Source organism: Janthinobacterium sp. 78 (genome assembly GCF_003096775.1).
Taxonomy (GTDB): Bacteria; Pseudomonadota; Gammaproteobacteria; order Burkholderiales; family Burkholderiaceae_D; genus Janthinobacterium; species Janthinobacterium tructae.
This window is the reverse complement of sequence record NZ_QENT01000001.1, coordinates 3,667,625-3,686,035: the sequence shown is the minus strand read 5'-3', so window position 1 is coordinate 3,686,035 and position 18,411 is coordinate 3,667,625. Positions and strand designations below refer to the sequence as shown.

Below are 18,411 nucleotides of genomic sequence, written 5' to 3'. Positions count from 1 at the left end.
GCCTGGCACCGGCGCGCGGTGCGCTGTCATGTTTTGCGACGTCACGTTTCACTCTATGTAGTTCACGACAGTATGCTCAGTTCCATCTTTGCCTTTTCGACCGATACCGTGCCGTATATCTACGGCACGCATGATGCCTGGCTGGTGCTGTTTTCCATCGGCATCGCCATCTTTGCCTCGTTCATGGCCCTGCAGATCGCCGGCATGGCGCGCAGCAGCGAGCGCGGCTTCCAGCGCCAGACGGCCATCATCACGGGCGCCATCGCGCTCGGTGGCGGCATCTGGTCGATGCACTTCATCGGCATGCTGGCTTTCGACATCTGCACGCGCGTGTCCTTCGAACCGGGGCTGACCCTGCTGTCGATGCTGCCTGGCGTGGCCGCGTCATGGGTGGCGCTGAACCTGCTGGCGCGTCCGCGCATCAGCTGGCGCCAGCTGGTGGTGGGCGGCGTGCTGGTGGGCGTGGGCATCGGCTCCATGCATTACAGCGGCATGGCCGCCATGCAAACGTCGCTGACCCTGCACTACGAGCCGTGGCTGTTTGCGCTGTCGCTGCTGGTGGCCGTCACCATGGCCATGCTGGCGCTGTGGATACGCTTCGGCCTGAGCGCCATGTGCCAGCGCCTCAGTGCGCTGACGGCGCTGCTGGTCAGCAGTGTCGTGATGGGCCTGGCCATTTCCGGCATGCATTACACGGGCATGCTGGCGGCGCGCTTTTCCGGCACGCCCACGGCAGGCGAGAACACGATTGTGGTGCAAGCCTCGTTCGTGGCCCTGGCCGTGGCCCTGATCACCGTCACCCTGACCGTCTTCGTGGTCGCCGCGAACGGCTTGCTGCGCTACCGCCAGTTGCTGCGCCATGCCAGCGCCGGCGAGTCGCGCCTGCGCGCCATCGTCGACACGGCCGCCGATGGCCTGATCACCATCGATGGCCAGGGCAAGGTGCGTTCCTTCAATCCCGCCGCGCAAAACCTGTTTGGCTGGTCCGAAGCACAAATCGTGGGGCGCGACGCCAGCGTGCTGCTGCAAGCAGCCGATGCGGCCGCGTACGAAGGCTATTTGCGCGACTACCTGGAAACGGGCGCCTCGCGCATCCTCGACAGCGGACGCGAACTCGATGGCCGCCACAAGGATGGCGCCGTGCTGCCCATGCGCGTGGCCATCGGCAAGATCGACACGCCGGGCCAGCCCCTGTTCGTGGCGTTTGTCACGGACATGCGCTCGTCGCGCAGCATGGAGCAGGCGCTGAAGGACAGCGAGCGCCAGTACCGCACCCTGATCCGCAATATCCCCGGCGTGTCCTTCCACTGCAGCTTCGCGCCCGAATGGAAGATGATTTTCATCAGCGATGCCGTCTTCAACCTGACAGGCTGGATGCCGCAGGACTTCATCGAAGGGCGGGTCAGGCTGTTCGAACTCGTGCATCCGGACGACCGCCAGCGCGTCAACGACACCTGCGTGCAGGCGGCCGGCGAGAAGCGCGATTTCGAGAACGTCTACCGCCTGATCCACCGCGACGGGCGCGAGCGCTGGGTGCGCGAAAGCAGCGGCCCCGTGCTTGACAACGACGGCGTGGTGCGCTGGATCGACGGCGTCATCCTCGACATCACGGAAAGCGAATTGCGCAACGCCGAATACGAAGGCAAGGTGACGGCCATCTCACGCGCGATGGCCGTCATCGAGTTCGACCTGCAGGGGCGCATCCTGGCGGTCAACCAGAACTTCCTCGACCTGCTCGGCTACCAGCTCGATGACGTGCTGGGTCTGCACCACAGCATCTTCTGCGAACCGGCGTACGTCACTTCGCCCGACTACATCGCATTCTGGCAGCAGCTGGCGCAGGGCGAATTCAATACGGGCGAGTACAAGCGCATCGACAAGGATGGCCGGGAAGTGTGGATACAGGCCTCGTACAACCCGATCTTCAACACGGATGGCAAGCCGTTCAAGGTGGTCAAGCTGGCCACCGACGTGAGCGAGCGGCGCGCCATGCAGGAAAACCTGCGCGCGGCAAAAGACCGCGCCGAGCTGGCCGCCGAATCGAAAACCAGCTTCCTGGCCAACATGAGCCATGAAATCCGCACGCCGATGAATGCCATCATCGGCTTCACGGAAGTGCTGCTGGGTACCGCCCTGGACAGCCTGCAGCGCCGCCACCTGGGCACGGTGCGCCAGTCCGCCCGTTCGCTGCTTGAGCTGCTCAACGACATCCTCGACACGGCCAAGCTGGAAAAAGGCGCCACCGAGCTGGAACTGGTGGACTTTTCGCTGCCGGACCTGGTCGACCACGTGGCGGCCTCCCTGCGCATCACGGCGCAGGCGCGCGACCTGGTGCTGCATGTGGACATCGATCCGGGCATGGGCCAGTTCTTCCTGGGCGACGCGCGCCGGCTGCAGCAGGTGCTGACGAATTTGATCGGCAACGCCGTCAAGTTCACGGAAGTGGGCCACGTGCGCGTGGCCGTCGCCATGCAGGGCGAGCAGGTGCATATCGCCGTGCACGACACGGGCATCGGCATCCCCGCCGACCGCCTGGACAAAATCTTCGCGCCGTTTACGCAAGCCGATTCTTCCATGAGCCGCCGCTTCGGCGGCACGGGCCTGGGCACGACGATTTCGCTGCAGCTGGTCGAACTGATGGGTGGCACCATCACGGTGGAAAGCACCCTGGGCGTGGGCAGCGTGTTCCATGTATTGCTGCCGCTGGCGCCGGGCAAGGCCGTGGCGCGCCGCAGCGAACAACCCGTGGTGGCCTTGCCGCCGCTGCGCATCCTGGTGGCCGACGACGTGCCGCAGAACGTGGAGCTGCTGCTGATCAGTCTGGGCGCGGCCGGCCACCAGGTGATCGCCGCCAGCGATGGCGAGAGCGCCGTGCGGGAGTTCAGCCGTGGCAGCTTCGACATCGTCCTGATGGACGTGCAGATGCCGCGCATGGATGGCCTGGAAGCGACGCGCCTGATCCGCGTGCACGAGCGCGAACAGGGCCTCAAGGCGACGCCCATCATCGCCCTGACGGCCAGCGTGCTGGAACAGGACCGGCGCGCCGCGCAGACGGCGGGCATGAACGGTTTTGCCTCGAAGCCGCTGGAAATGCACAAGCTGACGGCGGAAATCGCCCGCCTGCTCGATATCGCCGTGGCCATGCCGCCGCCGGCGGCCGGCTCGGCGGCGCGTGCGGCCGCAGGCCAGGTGGACTGGCAGCGCGGCATCGCCCTGTGGGGTGGCCGCGAGACCTTGCAGCGGGCCATCGCGCGTTTCGTACAGGCCAATGGCGATTGCGCCGCCATGCTGGCGGCGGAGCTGGAACGTGGCGATGGCAGCGTGGCGGGCCATTTGCTGCACCGTATCAAGGGCGCTGCGGGCAACCTGTGCCTGGTGCAGGTCGAAAGCCTGCTGGGACGCATCGAGCAAGCCATCGCGCGCCAGTTGGCGGCCACCGAATTGCTGGTACAGCTGGCCGCCGCCTTCATGGCGCTCGCCGGCGAGCTGGAGCTGGACGAAGGGGCGCCGGTCGATGCTGCGCCGGCCGCCAGCGCGCCGCTCGATGCATCCGCCGCAGGTGCCTTGCTGCGGCAAGCCATCGCCAGCCTGGAAGGCGGACAGCTGGACGATGCCCTGATGGCGCGGATCGCCGCCATGCTGGCGCCGCACGGCCAGCAGCAGCGCCTGCAGGCGCTGGCCAGCGCCATCGACGATTTTGAATTTGCGCGCGCCGCAGACGTGCTGCGCCAGCTGCTGGCGTGGCTGGAAGCTCCCGCGCCGGCGGACCTTTCCTGATATTGGGCCAACGATGACCTTACACGAAGACAAACCGATCCTGCTGCTGGTGGACGACGAAGCGACGAATCTGCAGGTGCTGCGGCAAATTTTGCAGGATGATTACCGCCTGCTGTATGCGAAGGATGGCGAGAAGGCGCTGGAACTGGCGCAAAACAATCCCGTCGAACTGATCCTGCTCGACATCATGATGCCCGCCATGACGGGCTATGAAGTGTGCCGCCAGCTCAAAGCCATGCCGGTCACCGCGTCCATCCCCGTCATTTTTGTGACGGCCCTGTGCGACGTGAAGGACGAGGCGGACGGCTTTGACGCCGGCGCCGTCGACTACATCACCAAGCCCGTCAGCCCGCCCATCGTGCGCGCCCGCGTGCGCACGCATTTGTCGCTGGTCGACGCCGAGGAACTGCGCCGCTCGCGCCTGCAGGTGATCCAGACCCTGGGCCAGGCGGCCGAATACAAGGATAACGAGACGGGCATGCACGTCATCCGCATGAGCTATTACGCGCGCCAGCTGGCGCTGGCGGCCGGCTACAGCGCGGGCAGGGCGGAAGATTTATTGAATGCCGCCCCCATGCACGACGTGGGCAAGATCGGCATCCCCGACGCCATCTTGCAAAAGCCGGGCAAGCTCGATGCGGACGAATGGAGCGTCATGCGCCGCCACGCGGAAATCGGCGCGGCCATCATCGGCGAGCACGCGGGCGGCCTGCTGAAAATGGCGCGCATCATCGCCCTGACGCACCACGAGAAATGGGATGGCAGCGGCTATCCGCAAGGCTTGCAAGGCGAAGAAATCCCCCACGAAGGCCGCATCGTCGCCATCGCCGACGTCTTCGACGCGCTCACCAGCGAGCGCCCCTACAAGCGCGCCTGGACGGTCGAAGAAGCCATCGCCACCATGCAGCGCGACAGCGGCACGCACTTCGATCCGACCCTGCTGGCGCTGTTCATCGAACAGCTGCCAGCCATGCTGGAGATCAAGGACAAGTGGCGCGAGCCGGTATAGGGGAGTATCAGGTCAGGGTGGGTCCACGCGCAGGTGATCGCACAGGAAGCGTAAGTATGCCTCCGTGTCGCCGAATGGCAGTTGTGAGCACGCCATGCTTGTGCCCAATGCCGCCATATGGCGCGAGGATATCGCATAGGCCAGTTTGCCGGGCTGACGGCGCGACGGGTACATGAAGCCGTGAATCGGACTATTTTCCTGCGCGATGATCTGGTCCAGCTGCCAGCCCAGCCATTGGCACCAGCCGTGATCGGGGCTGCGCAGTTGATCATAAATACCCAGCCGGCTGGCGGCCAGCCCTGTCAGGTCGAGCAAGTTCAGAGGGGCGGCGAATGACAAGGTGGCGATCAGCGCTTGTTGCGCGCCATGCGCAATATAAAAGGTGCCCGGGCGCGTGACGTCGTTTTGGCAAAGCTGGGCTTCCCAGGCAGCCGTGCAGGTATCTTCTGCGATATATACCCAGTGATAGGGGAAGCCGTTGGCGTTGGCCAGTTCGGCAGGCGGACCGAAGCGATACGTGCGTTCGACCTTCGCCGGCCAGATGGATGCCGCGTTCCACGCTGCGCGTACCAGGGGCTGGTCTGCTTGATGGGTGGCAAGATTGCGCAATAATTCAGCGCGCAGCGATGTCAGTGCCGGCAGGCGCGTAGCCATGTGCGGCGGGACGGGGGACGTTGCATGTCCGTGTTGCATGTTAACCTACGATGTCAGCCATTCCCCTATGCTGCCACTTCGCCGCCGCCAGCACCTTGCGCAATCTCTCGTTTGCAGGCAAATCCAGCAGCGCCTGCTGGCTGGGGTGCACCTCGGCCCGCGTTTCAAACGATTTGCCTGCAAGCATTTCTGCCGGGGACAATTCGTTGAATTCATCGGCACGGCTGACCCAGAAGGCATGGATTTCACTACTCGGCTGGTCGGCAAGAATGGCGAGCACCGGCGCAATCAGTTCCGGCACCGGCTGGACAAATTGCCAGGCCGGAAACTCCTTGCCGATGCTGCGCCCCTTGGGCGTCACGCAATAAAACCGCTTGCTTTCCACTGCGCGATACAGGGACGCCTGCGACAGTTCAACCCATCCTTGTCCAATGACATCGGATACCTTGAGTTTTGACACGGGAAGCTGCAGCGGTATGCTTGACGGCGCGGCGCCCAGTGAGGCGCGCGCCTGATGGAGTGCGCGCGTGGCCACGTCGATCAGGCGCTGGCGCTCGGGCCCTTGCGCCAGTATGTCGAGCTGTGCGGTCACGAGCTGCGAGAATTGTTCTACCACCCGCAGGTCGCTATCGGTTAATGCCTGACGGTCGGGCGCCAGAGTATCGTGATGCAGATGCGCTGTCATGATGATTCCTTTACAGGTGCGTGGTAAAGAACATCATATACAAGATTCTCATGTTTCGCAACTTTATCATGCGGCGCAACTTTCTTATCCAGCGTTCAGCCATGCGGGGAGCATGCCAAGTGCCTTAAGGCAAAGTGTCCGGCAGACGCAGAATGCGCCGTATCTCCAGAATCGCCTGCGGGCTTTCCTGCACGCTGTGCCACGACGGAATGACTTTTTCCGACAGGGCGCCGTCGAGGTGGGCGCTGGCGTAGGGCACCACGCCGTCGCTCGATTCCGCCAGCGGCAGGTCCGGCGTGTCGTTGCCCATGATGGAGTAGTAGCGCACTTTCGGGCTGATCGGCAGGTCTGCCACCAGGCGCACGAACGGGTCCTTGTCGCTGAGGTTATCGATGCTGTTGGGGATGCGCAGCGGCTCGCTGCTGCCCGTGTCGAGCTGCGCCAGGCTGCCGGCCGCGTCCGACAGCTGCTCGAGCATATTGATGGGCAGGGTGACGAGGTTGGCGATCCAGCGCGCCACCTTGTGGTTGGCGAACGAGGTGCCGCGGTGCGGCGCGGCGATGAAGATGGCGCGGTTGACCTGCGGCATGGCCGTGAAATTGAGGTAGGGCGCCAGGCCGGCGCGTACTTTTTCCGCCTTCTTGCCCGTCAAATGGTATTCGTCCGTGATGGCGTCGAGCAGGGTGTTGCTGGCGTCCGACACCATCAGGCGCGCCAGCACGCCGCCCATGCTGTGGCCGATCAAGACCATGTCGTTCGCAGCAATCGCCCTGGCCGAAGGGTCGAAATGCGCCAGCGTGGCGGCCAGCGCCTGGCGGATGGCCACGTTGTTGGCCGCCAGCGGCGCATTGCTCGGGTAGTACACCTGCCAGATCTGGTAGCGGCGCCGCAGCTGCTCGTCGCCCATCAGTTCATTCGCCACATTGATCCACGCTTCGGGACTGCTGGCCAGGCCGTGCAGCATGACGATGGTGCGCTTGTTCGGGTCGTACGGCTGCATCAGGTGCACCTGCGGGCGCGAAATGCCGTCGGCGCGGCCGAACAGGGTGCGCAGCGCCTGCACGCCGAAGCCGGAACGGGCCAGCCACAGGCCATAGCCGGCCGTGAAGTTGGCCGCCACCGGCAATTCCTGGCCCGCCATGCGCGTCGAGTCGCTGCGCGTCGGGTCGACCAGCATCACCATCAACTGCTGCGTGGCCAGCACTTCCTGCAGGCTGTTGCCGTTGAAGCGGATCAGCGCCGTGACGACGGGGAAGCGGGTTTCCTGGTAGGGCACATACTCGCCTTGCGATGCGCCTGGCCTGGGCATGACGGCGACCAGGTCGGCGCCGAAGCCGTCGCGCCGGTACACATTGCGCAGGCCGGAAAACGACAGCGAGGTGGCCGGCAGCAGTTCGTCGGGCAGGGTGCCGTCTTCGGGCAGGCGCAGGGCCGACAATTCGCTGTCGATCTGCCAGCCGGCGACGCGGATCACATGGCCGTCAGGGCGGTATTCGCCACGGTGGCGGAACAGGTTGCCGACGGCCTTTTGCACGGCATAGTTATAGTAGTCGCGGATTTGCGTCTGGCGCTCCTCGAAGGCGCGCTGGCCCGGCGTGCGCGTCGTGTAGAACAGGTAGGCGTAGGCGTAGCGGGCCGATTCGAGCCAGGCGGCCAGCAATTCGGCACTGGGGTGGCCGCCTTGCTTTTCTTCCGCCAGGGCGCTTTCCAGCCACAATTCGGAGAGCGTCGCCAGGCGCTGCTCGTCGCTGAGCAGCTCGGAGCGGGCCAGGTCGGCGCGGCAGCTGCCCGTATTGGCTTCGCAGGCGGCGATGTCGCTGCCGATAATGCGCAGCACTTCGCTGGCCGCGGCGCTGAGTTTGCCCGTGGTGAGGATGTCGCCGCGCCGCTGCTGCAGGTAGTCGGCCGGGGAGATCGCGCTGACGGTGACGGCGGCGCAGCCGCTCAGCAGCGCCGCAGCGCACAGCAGGGCGCCCAGGCGCAGTCGCCGCATCAGCGTGGCCGGCATCTCAGAACGAATAGACCAGGGTCAGCGAGGTTTGCGTATCCGTGTTCTTCTTGTCGTCCGGTACGCGCGTGTCGTTACGGGCGCTGAAGGCGGCCTTCATCTGCATGGTGCCGTTGATCTTCGTGCTGAGGGACGTTTCGGCGATCGAGTGGGTGTTCGAGGTACCGCGTTCGACGCTGAGCGTCTGTGAAAACATCGCCGACTGGCTGATCTTCCACTTCATGGCAGCCGCGCCGCGCACCGTCAGGCCGTGCTCCGATTCGCCCGTGTCGTTGGTGCCGCTGAAATAGCCAGGACCGAATTCCACGTCGACGCTCTTGTCGCTCGACTGGTACCAGCGCGAGCCATGACCGACGGCCAGGGTCGAGTACTTGGTATAGGCGCCAAACTTGTCGTTCACGTGCGAGGCCAGCACGAAGAGTTTTTCATGGTCGGCCATCAGCTTGTAGGCGGCCTTGGCGGAAGCGGAAAAGCGTTCGGCCGAGCGTTCGCGCACCTTCTGTCCATCGTCATCGGTGATTTCATCTTCCTTGAAGTAGCCGCTGAAGATGTACTGGTTGCTCCAGTCATCGAGTTCCTGGCGCGCGTCGATCTTGCCCGTCACCGAGGTGCCGACCGTATTGCCCGAGGTGGTGATGGCGCCCAATTCGGCGGAGGTGCTCCAGCTGCCGATGGGAATTTCATCGAACAGCATGGTTTGTTTTACGTCTGCGGCGGCGGCGCTGCCGCAGGTGACGGCCATGGCCAGCGCCAGTGCGAGAGAGTGGGTCGATTTCATGGCTGTATTTGTCTGTGGCGCGCGCCTGGCGTGCCTGATGTTCGTTAGTGGCGGTGGTGTCGATGCAGGCCGCAGCAATCGGGGCGGCGCCGATAAAATCATGCGTACGTGCGCGCGCGGGCGCGGCCAAACATTGTCGAGGCTGTATTGTACCCGACCCCGTCATCGTTTGCCGCACGCGACGGGGCTGGCAAGTGGCGCGCGCCTGGCGTATGCTGCGCCTGTTTGCTGCCTGATCTTTACAAGGAATCTCCCGTGCGCTGCCTGGTCATCGAAGACGAAGCCGAAACTTCCCGCTATATCTGTGCCGGCCTGCGCGAGGCGGGCCACGACGTCACCGCCTGCGACAATGGCATCGACGGCATGCGCCTGGCCTGCGGCGAAGACTGGGATGCGCTGGTGCTCGACCGCCTGCTGCCCGGCGAAATCGACGGCCTGGCCATCGTCGCGCGCCTGCGCGGCATGGGACGCAACACGCCCGTGCTGGTGCTGTCGGCCCTGTCCAGCGTCGACGAGCGCGTGCGCGGCTTGCGCAGCGGCGGCGACGATTACCTGTCAAAGCCGTTCGCCATCGCCGAACTGCTGGCGCGCATCGAGGCGCTGCTGCGGCGCGCCGCGCCCGTGCCCGAATCGACGCAGCTGCAGGTGGCCGACCTGGTGCTCGACATGCGCACCATGCGCGTGACGCGCGCCAACCGGCACATCGCCCTGCAGCCGCGCGAATTTCGCCTGCTGGAATACCTGATGCGCCACCAGGGCCAGTCCGTCACGCGCGCCATGCTGCTCGAAGCCGTGTGGGACTACCATTTCGACCCGCAGACGAACGTCATCGATGTGCAGGTGAGCCGCTTGCGCACCAAGGTGGACAAGGAGTTTTCGCCGCCGCTGATCCACACGGTGCGCGGCGTCGGCTACACCTTGGGCGTACTCGATGGTGCGTAACTGGCACCGCTCCATTGCCGCCCGCCTGGCGCTCGGCTATGGCGTGCTGGTGGTCGTGTCGATCAGCATCGTCTGCGCCGTCTTCTATTTCGGCACCATCGGCGTGCTCGATCGCAGCGTGGACCGCAAGCTGACCCTGCTCTCGGAGCGTCTCGCCGCGCTGTACCAGCAGGCGGGCAGCAGCCACACGACGGCGGAAATCGCCCATCTGCTCACCGACCGCACCGACAGCGACACGGAGATTTTTTTACTGGTGGACGCCGATGGGCGCCGTGTGGCGGGCAATCTGTCATCCTGGCCCGACACGGCCAGTCCCGTGGGCCGCTTGCTGCACCGCGACGTCACGCGCGAAGGGCGCAGGGTGCCCGCGCGCATGCTGATCCGCGAGCTGGCGGGCGGCGCGCGCCTGTTCGTCGGACGCGACATGGAAGAGGGCAAGTCGATCCGCACGCTGGTGCTGCGCTCGCTGGCCTATGGCGGCGGGGTGGCCATCTTGCTGGTGGTGGCGGGCGCCTGGCTGTTCCGCCGCCAGCTTGAGGCGCGCATCGGGCAAATCCGCCGCACGGCGGGGGAAATCGAGGCAGGCGACCTGAGCCGGCGCATTCCCGTCGCCAGCGAAGATGAATTCGGCTTGCTGAGCCGCGACATCAACCGCATGCTCGACCGCATCGAACACCTGATGGAAGGCGTGCGCCACGTCTCGAACGCCATTGCGCACGACTTGCGCACGCCGCTGGGCCGCATCCGCAACAAGCTCGATGGCGCCTTGCGCCAGCAGCAGAGCGTGGCCGGCTACGCGAGTGCGGCGCAGGCGGCCATCGACGATATCGACGACCTGACGCGCGTGTTCGACAAGCTGCTGCAGATCGCGGCGGCCGAATCGGGCATGCGTCCCGAGAATTTCGACGACATCGACCTGCAGCGGATCGGCACCGACATCGTGGAAATGTACGAGGCCACGGCCGACGAGCAGGGCGTGCTGCTGGTGCAGATGGTTGGCGACAGCGTGCCGGCGCGCGGCGACCGTAACCTGCTGGGCAGCGCGCTGGCCAGCCTGGTCGACAACGCCATCAAATATGCGGGTCCGGGCGCCACGGTGGAAGTGTCGGCCGGCAGCGATGAGCAGGGCAGCTGGCTGGCCGTGCGCGACAACGGCCCGGGCGTGCCCAGGGACGAGCTGCCGAAGCTGACGCAGCGTTTTTACCGGCTCGACAAGAGCCGCCATTTGCCCGGCAATGGCCTGGGCCTGTCCATCGTGGCGGCCATCGCGGCCCTGCATGGCGGCAGCCTGGAGATCGAGGATGCGGCGCCGGGCTTGCGCTTGCGCCTGCGCCTGCTGCGCTAGCGCGGCTAAACTGTACATTACAAACTGGTAAGCCCCTTCGTTGCACCCGACGGCATTTTTTGACCTGCGCGGCTTTTTTGCCGCGCGGCCCGGCGCAAGCGGCGCGATCGGCGTATACTTATCGGCGTTCTCAACCTGAAGCCAGTCACCCCATGCCAGCACACTACCCAACTTCGCGCATGCGCCGCCTGCGCGCGACCCCGCAACTGCGCGAGCTGTTCCGCGAGACCGAGATCAATCCGCGCGACTTGGTCCTGCCGATCTTCGTCGATGAGGGTTCCAGCGATTTCATCGACATCAAGTCCATGCCTGGCGTGCGGCGCATTCCCGAAGCGAAGCTGGCGCAGGAAGTCGAACGCTATGCGCGCGCCGGCCTGCGCTCCGTCATGACCTTCGGCATTTCGCACCACAAGGACAGCCACGGCACGGACACCCTGAACCCGGACGGCCTGGTGGCGCGCATGTCGCGCATCATCAAGGACGCCGTGCCGGAAATGGTGGTCATGTCCGACACCTGCTTCTGCGAATACACGGACCACGGCCATTGCGGCATCCTGCATGGCGACACGGTCGACAACGACAGCACGGTGCTGAACCTGGGCAAGCAAGCCGTCATCGCGGCCCAGGCGGGCGCCGACATCATCGCCCCATCGGCCGCCATGGATGGCCAGGTGGCGGCGATCCGCAGCGCGTTAGATGCGGCCGGCTTTCACGACACGCCCGTGATGGCGTATTCGACCAAGTTCGCCTCCGGCCTGTACGGCCCGTTCCGCGACGCGGCCGGCAGTACCCTGAAGGGTGACCGCAAGACGTACCAGATGGACCCGATGAACCGCCGCGAAGCGATCCGCGAGTCGCTGATCGACGAAGCCGAAGGCGCCGACGCGCTGATGGTGAAACCGGCCGGTGCCTACCTGGACATCATCCGCGACCTGCGCGAAGTGACGCGCCTGCCGATCGGCGCCTACCAGGTCAGCGGCGAATACGCGATGATCAAGTTCGCCGCGCAGGCGGGCGCCATCGACGAGCGCCGCGTGGTGCAGGAAACCCTGGGCGCCATCAAGCGCGCGGGCGCGGACATGATTTTTACTTACTTCGCGATGGATGTGCTGAATAATCCGTATTGAGCCTTGTCTCTGGCGCACCGTTCGCGTTCTTTTTTACCCCAAAAGCAAAGTCTGGGGTCGGACCCTCAGGGTCCGACCCCGGGTTCTATGCGGTTGGGTTTATACAGCTTCCCCATGCCCCTGAAAATCTCCCGCATCCTGCACGCCGGCTATGTCTTCGAATGCGAAGGCACGGCCATTGCCTTCGACCCCATCGTCGAAAATCCGTTCAGCCGCAACTGCCACGCGTTTCCTCCCGTGCGCTTCGACCTCGATGCCGTGCGCCGGCTGCGCTGGGATGCCGTCTTCATCTCGCACTTCCACGACGACCACTGCTCGCTCGACAGCCTCGATGTGCTCGACCGCGCCACGCCCATCTACCTGTACTGCGTCTTCGACGAACTGTTCGCGATGATCCGTGCACTGGGTTTTACGTCCGTCGAGCGGCTGCACGTCGACGTGCCCGTGCGCGTGGGCGCCATCGAGGTGATCCCGCGCCGCGCGCTGGACGAGGATGTCGACTCGCTGTTCCAGGTGCGCGCCGCCGGCCTGAATGTGCTCAACGTCGTCGATTCCTGGATCGGCCCCGAGACCTTGGCGCAGCTGGCCGCTTTTGCGCCCTGGGACCTGGTGCTGTGGCCATTCCAGACCATGCGCGAGATCGCCGTCATCGCGCCGTCGCAGGCAGTGCGGGGGCCAGTCGAGCTTCCCGACGACTGGATTGCCCAGCTGCGCGCGCTGGCGCCCCGTTACCTCGTGCCCAGCTCTTGCCAGTTCGTGCAGGAAGACTGGTCCTGGTACAACCACGCGATGTTCCCGATTACCTACCGCCGCTTTGCCGCTGAAATCGGCGCTGCGCTACCTGAGACGCACATCTTCCGCCTCGATCCTTCCACGGCCGTGCTGCTCGACGCGCACGGCGTGAGCAGCGCCGAACCCTTGCCCTGGGTGATACCCGTGGGGCCGCAGGATGTGGATTTCGACTACCGCCCCGATGCGCCGCCGCCCGCCACGGCGGACATCGCGCGCCGTTTCGCGTCCTTGAGCGACGCCGATGCGGCGCTGGTGTTCGATTTTTGCCAGGACGGCTTGCTCGAACGCTACCGCGACATGGAGCTGCCCGAAGACAGTTACTTCCAAAGCCCGCGCCTGTGGCGCCTGTCGCTGTATGGCCATGACGGCGCGGCCACGGTCCTGCATTACCGCACGCATGGCGATTTGATCGACCTGGTGCCGGACACGGGCGAGGCGCCGGGCTGGACCACCGAGGTGCCGCTGGCGAAATGCCATGCCGCGCTGGCGCTCGGTGAATCGCTGACCTCGATGTACATGCGCATCAACGATGGACCTTTCGATGCGGCCACGCGGGCCGGACTGGAAGAGGCCGACATCGTCGATGACCCCTTGATCCGCTGCCTGTTCAACGACGCCATCGGCGCCTACCAGGCTGCGCAGCTCAAGCGCTTGCTGGCGCGCTGAAGAAAATGCCGTGACAGGGTAAGATAGGGTTCTCAGATCAAGGAATGAACAACATGACACAAGACAAGGAAACCGCGATCCTGGCCGGTGGCTGCTTCTGGGGCGTGCAAGACTTGCTGCGCCGCTATCCGGGCGTGCTCGCCACGCGCGTGGGCTACAGCGGCGGCGACGTGGCCAACGCCACCTACCGCAACCATGGCACGCATGCGGAAGCGATCGAGATCATCTTCGACCCGAACACCATCAGCTACCGCAAGATCCTGGAATTGTTCTTCCAGATCCACGACCCCAGCACACCGGACCGCCAGGGCAATGACCGCGGCACCAGCTACCGCTCGGCCATCTTTTACACCAGCGACGAGCAAAAAAAGGTGGCCGAAGACACCATCCGCGACGTCGACGCCTCCGGCCTGTGGCCAGGCAAGGTGGTGACCGAAGTGGCGCCGGCCGGCCCGTTCTGGGAAGCGGAAGCGGAGCACCAGGATTATCTGCAGCGCTTGCCGCACGGTTATACCTGCCACTACATCCGGCCGGAATGGGTCTTGCCGCAGCGCGGGCAGTAAGGAAGCAGATATGCGTTACTGGCGCGTTGAGCGGCGGCAGGCGGAAGGGCAGCTGGACTTCGGGCGTGCCCTGGAGCTGATGGCCGCCATCGGCCATGCCGACGTGAATGCCGTCGCCGGGGCCATCCTGAAAATGGTCAGCACGGTCGCGCCGATTGCCCAGTGCACGATCTTTGCCTATGAATTCGGCAACCGTCCGCGCACGGTGGCCGTGGCCGACCGGCGCGGCGGGCGTTTCTTGCAAGATATTGCCGACAGCTACGCGCGCCACTATTACGCGCTCGACGGCAACCAGCGCGTGATCGCGCCGGCGCCGGGGCGAAAAATCGATCCCGCCATCGTGCTGCACCAGCAGGCCAGCGATGAGATCGACCATCCCGGCTACCGCGCCGCCTGCTATCAAAAACCGAATGTCTCGGACCGGTTATCGCTGCTGTTGCAGCCGGCCGGCGATATCTGGCTGTCCGTCAATTTCTACCGCGACAGCAGCCAGGGCCAGTTCCAGCCCGGCGAAGTGGCGGGCATCGAAACCCTGTCGCCGCTGTTTGCCCATGCCGTCAAGCATCACTACAGCCTGAACGGCCAGAATACGCAAGGCGTCGCGCCGATGATGCTGGCTCGGTTGCGCCAGCATTGCCCCGCCTTGAGCAAGCGCGAACTGGACGTGCTGCGCTGCGTGCTGGAAGGCCTGACGGCCGTGGAAATTGCCGAGATCATGGGCGTGCAGCCGTCCAGCGTGATCACGTACCAGAAACGCGCCTATAAACGCCTGGGTATTTCCAGCCAGCGCCAGTTGTTCGCCCTGTGCATGGCGCCAGCACCCGTCTAGTCCCTTCGGCGTAGGGATGGCTCCGCCTTCTTGACTGTTTTAGCCGCAAAACGTCCCCAAAATGGGGACAGTCGATGGCATCGCCGTCTGCATACTGTGTTTCAAGCCGGGATCACCCGGCCGCTCTCACCCAATAAAATCAACAAGGGGAGGGCGACACCTTCTGGAGACAAGCATGACCATCGCCACCACTGCGCCCGTTCCCGACGTGGCCGCCCAGCAACTGGAACAGCAGGTGATGCGCAAGGTATCGCGCCATTTGCTGGGATTTCTGTTCCTGCTGTTCGTGTTTTCCTTTCTAGATCGCATCAACATCGGCTTCGCCGGCCTGACCATGATGCAAGACCTGGGCCTGTCCGGCACCCAGTTCGGCTTTGCCACCACGCTGTTTTACATCGCCTACATCGCCTGCAGCATCCCCAGCAACATCGTGCTGGCCCGCATCGGCGCGCGCAAGTGGATCGGCAGCATGATGATCGCCTGGGGACTGGCCTCGACGGCGACCCTGTTCGCCAGCGGCCCGGCCAGCCTGTATGCGCTGCGCTTCCTGGTCGGCGTGACAGAGGCGGGCTTTCTGCCCGGCATGCTGCTGTACCTGACGTACTGGTTTCCCAGCGCCTACCGGGCGCGCGCCAACGCCCTGTTCATGATCGCCATGCCCGTCACGGCCGCCATCGGTTCGGCCCTGTCGGGCCTGATCCTCGGGCTGGACGGCCACTGGGGTCTGAAGGGCTGGCAATGGTTGTTCTTGCTCGAAGGCATGCCATCCGTATTCCTGGGCCTGGCCGTGTACGGTTACCTCGACGACTCGCCCAACAAGGCGAACTGGCTGGGCAAGCTGGAACAGCAGGTGCTGGCGCGCATGCTGGCGGCCGAGCACAAGCCTGCCGTCGTACACCTCGCGCAGCAGCAGAAGACCTCCGTGCTGGCAGAAATGCTGTCGCCCACCGTGCTGAAATTCGGCCTCGCCTATTTTTGCCTGGTCAACACCCTGGCCATGGTGGCCGTGTGGACACCGCTGATCGTGAAAAGTTTTAATAGCAACGCCAGCAACACGCAAATCGGCTTGCTGGCCGCCATTCCGCAAGTATGCACCGTCATCGGCATGATTGCCTGGGGCCGCCGTTCGGACCGCTTGCAGGAGCGCCGCTGGCACATCGTCTGGCCCATGCTGCTGTCGGCCTTTGGTTGGCTGTTCACGGCGTATTCCGCCAATCCTGTGCTGCAACTGCTGGGCGTGTGCATGGCTTCGACGGGCGCCTATACCGCCATGTCCGTCTTCTGGACCACGCCGGACCGGGCCCTGAGCCTGGGGGCGCGCGCCATCGGCATCGCCGTCATCAATGCCACGGGCAATATCGGCTCGGCCCTGAACCCCGTCGTGGTGGGCTGGCTGAAGGATGTCACGCACAGCTTTGCCACGGGCTTGCTGTACGCCAGCGTGCTGCTGGTGGTGGGCGCGGCCATCGTGCTGACCCTGCCCATCGCCCGCGGCGGCAAAGCAATTATTAAAAAGGAAGCATCATGAGCGATACATTCCACCCTTATCCCCATGTGCCGAAGGTGTATCCACCCGGCAAACCTGCCAGTGCCGGCACGCAGCATGTCCCGGTGCTGATCGTCGGCGGCGGCCCCGTGGGCCTGGCCACGGCCCTGGGCCTGGCGCGCCACGGCGTGCGCTCGGTGCTGATCGAAGCGGACGATGGCGTCTGCACGGGCAGCCGCGCCATCTGCATTTCGCGGCGCAGCCTGGAAATCATCGCCCGTCTGGGCGCGCTCGACGGTTTTATCAGCAAAGGCTTGCCGTGGGCGGGCGGCCGCAGCTTTTACCGCGACGAGGAAGTGCTGCACTTCACGATGCCGCAAGACGCGAACCAGAAATTGCCGCCCATGGTCAACCTGGCGCAATACCATATCGAGCAATTCCTGCTCGATGCGGCCGAACGCCAGCCGGAATTGATCGATATCCGCTGGCAAACGCGGGTCACCTGCGTGGAGCAGCGCGCCGACGGCGCCAGCGTGACGGTGACGACGCCTCTTGATACATATCAAATCGATTCGGACTGGCTGGTGGCGGCCGATGGCGGGCGCAGCGCCGTGCGCGAAGCGCTGGGCCTCAAATTGCAAGGCACCAGCTATGAAGGGCGCTATGTGATCGTCGACATCCACCTGAAGAGCGAGCGCCCGACGGAGCGCCTCGCGTATTTCGACCCGCCGTCGAATCCCGGCTCGACCGTGCTGGTGCACAAGCAGCCGGACGATATCTGGCGCATCGATTACCAGTTGCGCGACGACGAGGATGCGCAGGCGGCCGTGCTGCTGGAAAATGTGGCGCCGCGCGTGGACAGCCTGCTGGCCATGATGGGCGAAACGGCGCCATGGCATCCCGTGTGGATCACCATTTACAAGGCCAACGCCTTGACGCTGGACAAGTACCGGCACGGCCCCGTGCTGTTCGCCGGCGATGCGGCCCACCTGGTGCCCATCTTCGGCGTGCGCGGCGCCAATTCCGGCATCGACGACGCGGACAATCTGGCCTGGAAGCTGGCCTACGTGGTCAAGGGCCAGGCGCCGCAGGCCTTGCTGGACAGCTATTCGGACGAGCGTGTGTTCGCCGCCCGTGAAAACCTACGCCACGGCACGAAAAGCACGGAATTCATGGCGCCACCCACCTTCGCCTTCGAGCTGATGCGCACGGCCGTGCTGGGTCTGGCGGGCAAGCATGCGCACGTGCGCTCGCTGATCAACCCGCGCCAGACCAGCGCCATCGCGTATGCGCAGTCGCCGTTGAACGCGCCTGAGGCGGACATGTTCACGGCGGGCCCCGCGCCGGGCACGGTCTTGCCCGAGTGTCCGCTGGCGCTGCCGCACAACGGCGGGCAAGAAGCGGGGTATATTACCGATCTGGTGCGGTGCGCCGCTGGCGCTTTCACGGGCCTGTATTTCAGCGAGGATGGGGCCGTGCCAGCCGCACTGCTGGCGCTGGGCGATACGTTGCCGTTGAGTACCGTGGCGATTGCCCGCAGTGGCGCGCAAGGGGGCGCCTGGGATCACACGGCGCAGGTATTCTCGCTGTTCGACGCGCAGCCCGGCACGTTTTACCTCGTGCGTCCGGACGGCCACGTGCTGGGGCGCTGGCGGCAAGTGCAGGCGGGGCAGGTGGCGGCTGCTTTGAAAGGGCTATTGAGTTGAGTCAAACCCACTGGCAAATTCCGGGGTCGGTCCCTTCGGGAGCG

General features: G+C 64.9%; 14 protein-coding genes. 10 read left to right on the top strand and 4 right to left on the bottom strand.

Annotation, left to right across the window (positions count from 1 at the left end):
* The first annotated feature begins 72 nt into the window (after positions 1-72).
* Both C8C92_RS16230 and C8C92_RS16225 read left to right on the top strand, forming a co-directional pair.
* Positions 73-3,777 (top strand): PAS domain S-box protein, encoded by a 3,705-nt coding sequence (locus tag C8C92_RS16230; RefSeq protein WP_116744583.1) that lies wholly within the window; start codon positions 73-75, stop codon positions 3,775-3,777.
* A 13-nt stretch (positions 3,778-3,790) separates the two neighbouring features.
* Positions 3,791-4,786 carry an HD domain-containing phosphohydrolase gene (locus C8C92_RS16225; RefSeq protein ID WP_116744582.1) on the top strand — a complete coding sequence of 332 codons (996 nt, stop codon included), beginning with the start codon at positions 3,791-3,793 and terminating at the stop codon, positions 4,784-4,786.
* A 12-nt stretch (positions 4,787-4,798) separates the two neighbouring features.
* Here the strand turns inward: C8C92_RS16225 and C8C92_RS16220 are convergent, their stop codons facing one another.
* From C8C92_RS16220 to C8C92_RS16205, 4 genes are all read right to left on the bottom strand, one after another.
* Positions 4,799-5,440 carry an RES family NAD+ phosphorylase gene (locus C8C92_RS16220; RefSeq protein WP_116744581.1) on the bottom strand — a complete coding sequence of 214 codons (642 nt, stop codon included), beginning with the start codon at positions 5,438-5,440 and terminating at the stop codon, positions 4,799-4,801.
* Between the two features lie 40 nt (positions 5,441-5,480).
* A complete protein-coding gene (locus C8C92_RS27775) occupies positions 5,481-6,125 on the bottom strand; it encodes a hypothetical protein (protein ID WP_243420241.1) in 645 nt (214 codons plus the stop codon).
* A gap of 124 nt (positions 6,126-6,249) precedes the next feature.
* A complete protein-coding gene (locus C8C92_RS16210) occupies positions 6,250-8,118 on the bottom strand; it encodes an alpha/beta fold hydrolase (RefSeq protein WP_165829462.1) in 1,869 nt (622 codons plus the stop codon).
* 16 nt (positions 8,119-8,134) lie between these two features.
* On the bottom strand, positions 8,135-8,911 hold the full coding sequence (locus C8C92_RS16205; RefSeq protein WP_116744579.1) for a DUF481 domain-containing protein: 777 nt from the start codon (positions 8,909-8,911) through the stop codon (positions 8,135-8,137).
* Between the two features lie 255 nt (positions 8,912-9,166).
* On the opposite strand from C8C92_RS16205, the gene C8C92_RS16200 reads away from it, so the two are divergent.
* The 8 genes from C8C92_RS16200 (at position 9,167) to C8C92_RS16165 (ending at position 18,367) form a co-directional block, all read left to right on the top strand.
* Positions 9,167-9,853, top strand: a complete 687-nt coding sequence (locus tag C8C92_RS16200; RefSeq protein ID WP_099763594.1) for a winged helix-turn-helix domain-containing protein — start codon at positions 9,167-9,169, stop codon at positions 9,851-9,853.
* Positions 9,843-11,198: a HAMP domain-containing sensor histidine kinase gene (locus C8C92_RS16195; protein ID WP_099763595.1), complete on the top strand. Its 1,356-nt coding sequence runs from the start codon at positions 9,843-9,845 to the stop codon at positions 11,196-11,198. Before C8C92_RS16200 ends, C8C92_RS16195 begins: the two co-directional genes overlap by 11 nt.
* Positions 11,199-11,350: 152 nt before the next feature.
* A complete protein-coding gene (gene hemB / locus C8C92_RS16190) occupies positions 11,351-12,325 on the top strand; it encodes a porphobilinogen synthase (protein ID WP_099763596.1) in 975 nt (324 codons plus the stop codon).
* Positions 12,326-12,439: 114 nt separating this feature from the next.
* Positions 12,440-13,783 (top strand): MBL fold metallo-hydrolase, encoded by a 1,344-nt coding sequence (locus C8C92_RS16185; protein WP_116744578.1) that lies wholly within the window; start codon positions 12,440-12,442, stop codon positions 13,781-13,783.
* Between the two features lie 53 nt (positions 13,784-13,836).
* The gene (msrA, locus tag C8C92_RS16180; protein ID WP_116744577.1) at positions 13,837-14,346 is read left to right on the top strand and encodes a peptide-methionine (S)-S-oxide reductase MsrA; all 510 of its coding nucleotides are present in this window, start codon (positions 13,837-13,839) and stop codon (positions 14,344-14,346) included.
* A gap of 10 nt (positions 14,347-14,356) precedes the next feature.
* The gene (locus C8C92_RS16175; RefSeq protein WP_116744576.1) at positions 14,357-15,175 is read left to right on the top strand and encodes a helix-turn-helix transcriptional regulator; all 819 of its coding nucleotides are present in this window, start codon (positions 14,357-14,359) and stop codon (positions 15,173-15,175) included.
* Positions 15,176-15,350: 175 nt separating this feature from the next.
* Positions 15,351-16,703: an MFS transporter gene (locus C8C92_RS16170; RefSeq protein ID WP_207781013.1), complete on the top strand. Its 1,353-nt coding sequence runs from the start codon at positions 15,351-15,353 to the stop codon at positions 16,701-16,703.
* Complete coding sequence (locus C8C92_RS16165) at positions 16,700-18,367, top strand: FAD-dependent oxidoreductase (protein WP_116744575.1); 1,668 nt, start codon at positions 16,700-16,702, stop codon at positions 18,365-18,367. Before C8C92_RS16170 ends, C8C92_RS16165 begins: the two co-directional genes overlap by 4 nt.
* Positions 18,368-18,411: the final 44 nt, after the last annotated feature.

What these genes read in the sequence shown, in the direction of transcription:
- C8C92_RS16230 (WP_116744583.1), top strand. Translation starts at nt 73, where the DNA reads ATGCTCAGTTCCATCTTTGCCTTTTCGACCGATACCGTGCCGTATATC.
- C8C92_RS16225 (WP_116744582.1), top strand. Translation starts at nt 3,791, where the DNA reads ATGACCTTACACGAAGACAAACCGATCCTGCTGCTGGTGGACGACGAA.
- C8C92_RS16220 (WP_116744581.1), bottom strand. Translation starts at nt 5,440, where the DNA reads ATGGCTACGCGCCTGCCGGCACTGACATCGCTGCGCGCTGAATTATTG.
- C8C92_RS27775 (WP_243420241.1), bottom strand. Translation starts at nt 6,125, where the DNA reads ATGACAGCGCATCTGCATCACGATACTCTGGCGCCCGACCGTCAGGCA.
- C8C92_RS16210 (WP_165829462.1), bottom strand. Translation starts at nt 8,118, where the DNA reads ATGCGGCGACTGCGCCTGGGCGCCCTGCTGTGCGCTGCGGCGCTGCTG.
- C8C92_RS16205 (WP_116744579.1), bottom strand. Translation starts at nt 8,911, where the DNA reads ATGAAATCGACCCACTCTCTCGCACTGGCGCTGGCCATGGCCGTCACC.
- C8C92_RS16195 (WP_099763595.1), top strand. Translation starts at nt 9,843, where the DNA reads ATGGTGCGTAACTGGCACCGCTCCATTGCCGCCCGCCTGGCGCTCGGC.
- hemB (WP_099763596.1), top strand. Translation starts at nt 11,351, where the DNA reads ATGCCAGCACACTACCCAACTTCGCGCATGCGCCGCCTGCGCGCGACC.
- C8C92_RS16185 (WP_116744578.1), top strand. Translation starts at nt 12,440, where the DNA reads ATGCCCCTGAAAATCTCCCGCATCCTGCACGCCGGCTATGTCTTCGAA.
- msrA (WP_116744577.1), top strand. Translation starts at nt 13,837, where the DNA reads ATGACACAAGACAAGGAAACCGCGATCCTGGCCGGTGGCTGCTTCTGG.
- C8C92_RS16175 (WP_116744576.1), top strand. Translation starts at nt 14,357, where the DNA reads ATGCGTTACTGGCGCGTTGAGCGGCGGCAGGCGGAAGGGCAGCTGGAC.
- C8C92_RS16170 (WP_207781013.1), top strand. Translation starts at nt 15,351, where the DNA reads ATGACCATCGCCACCACTGCGCCCGTTCCCGACGTGGCCGCCCAGCAA.
- C8C92_RS16165 (WP_116744575.1), top strand. Translation starts at nt 16,700, where the DNA reads ATGAGCGATACATTCCACCCTTATCCCCATGTGCCGAAGGTGTATCCA.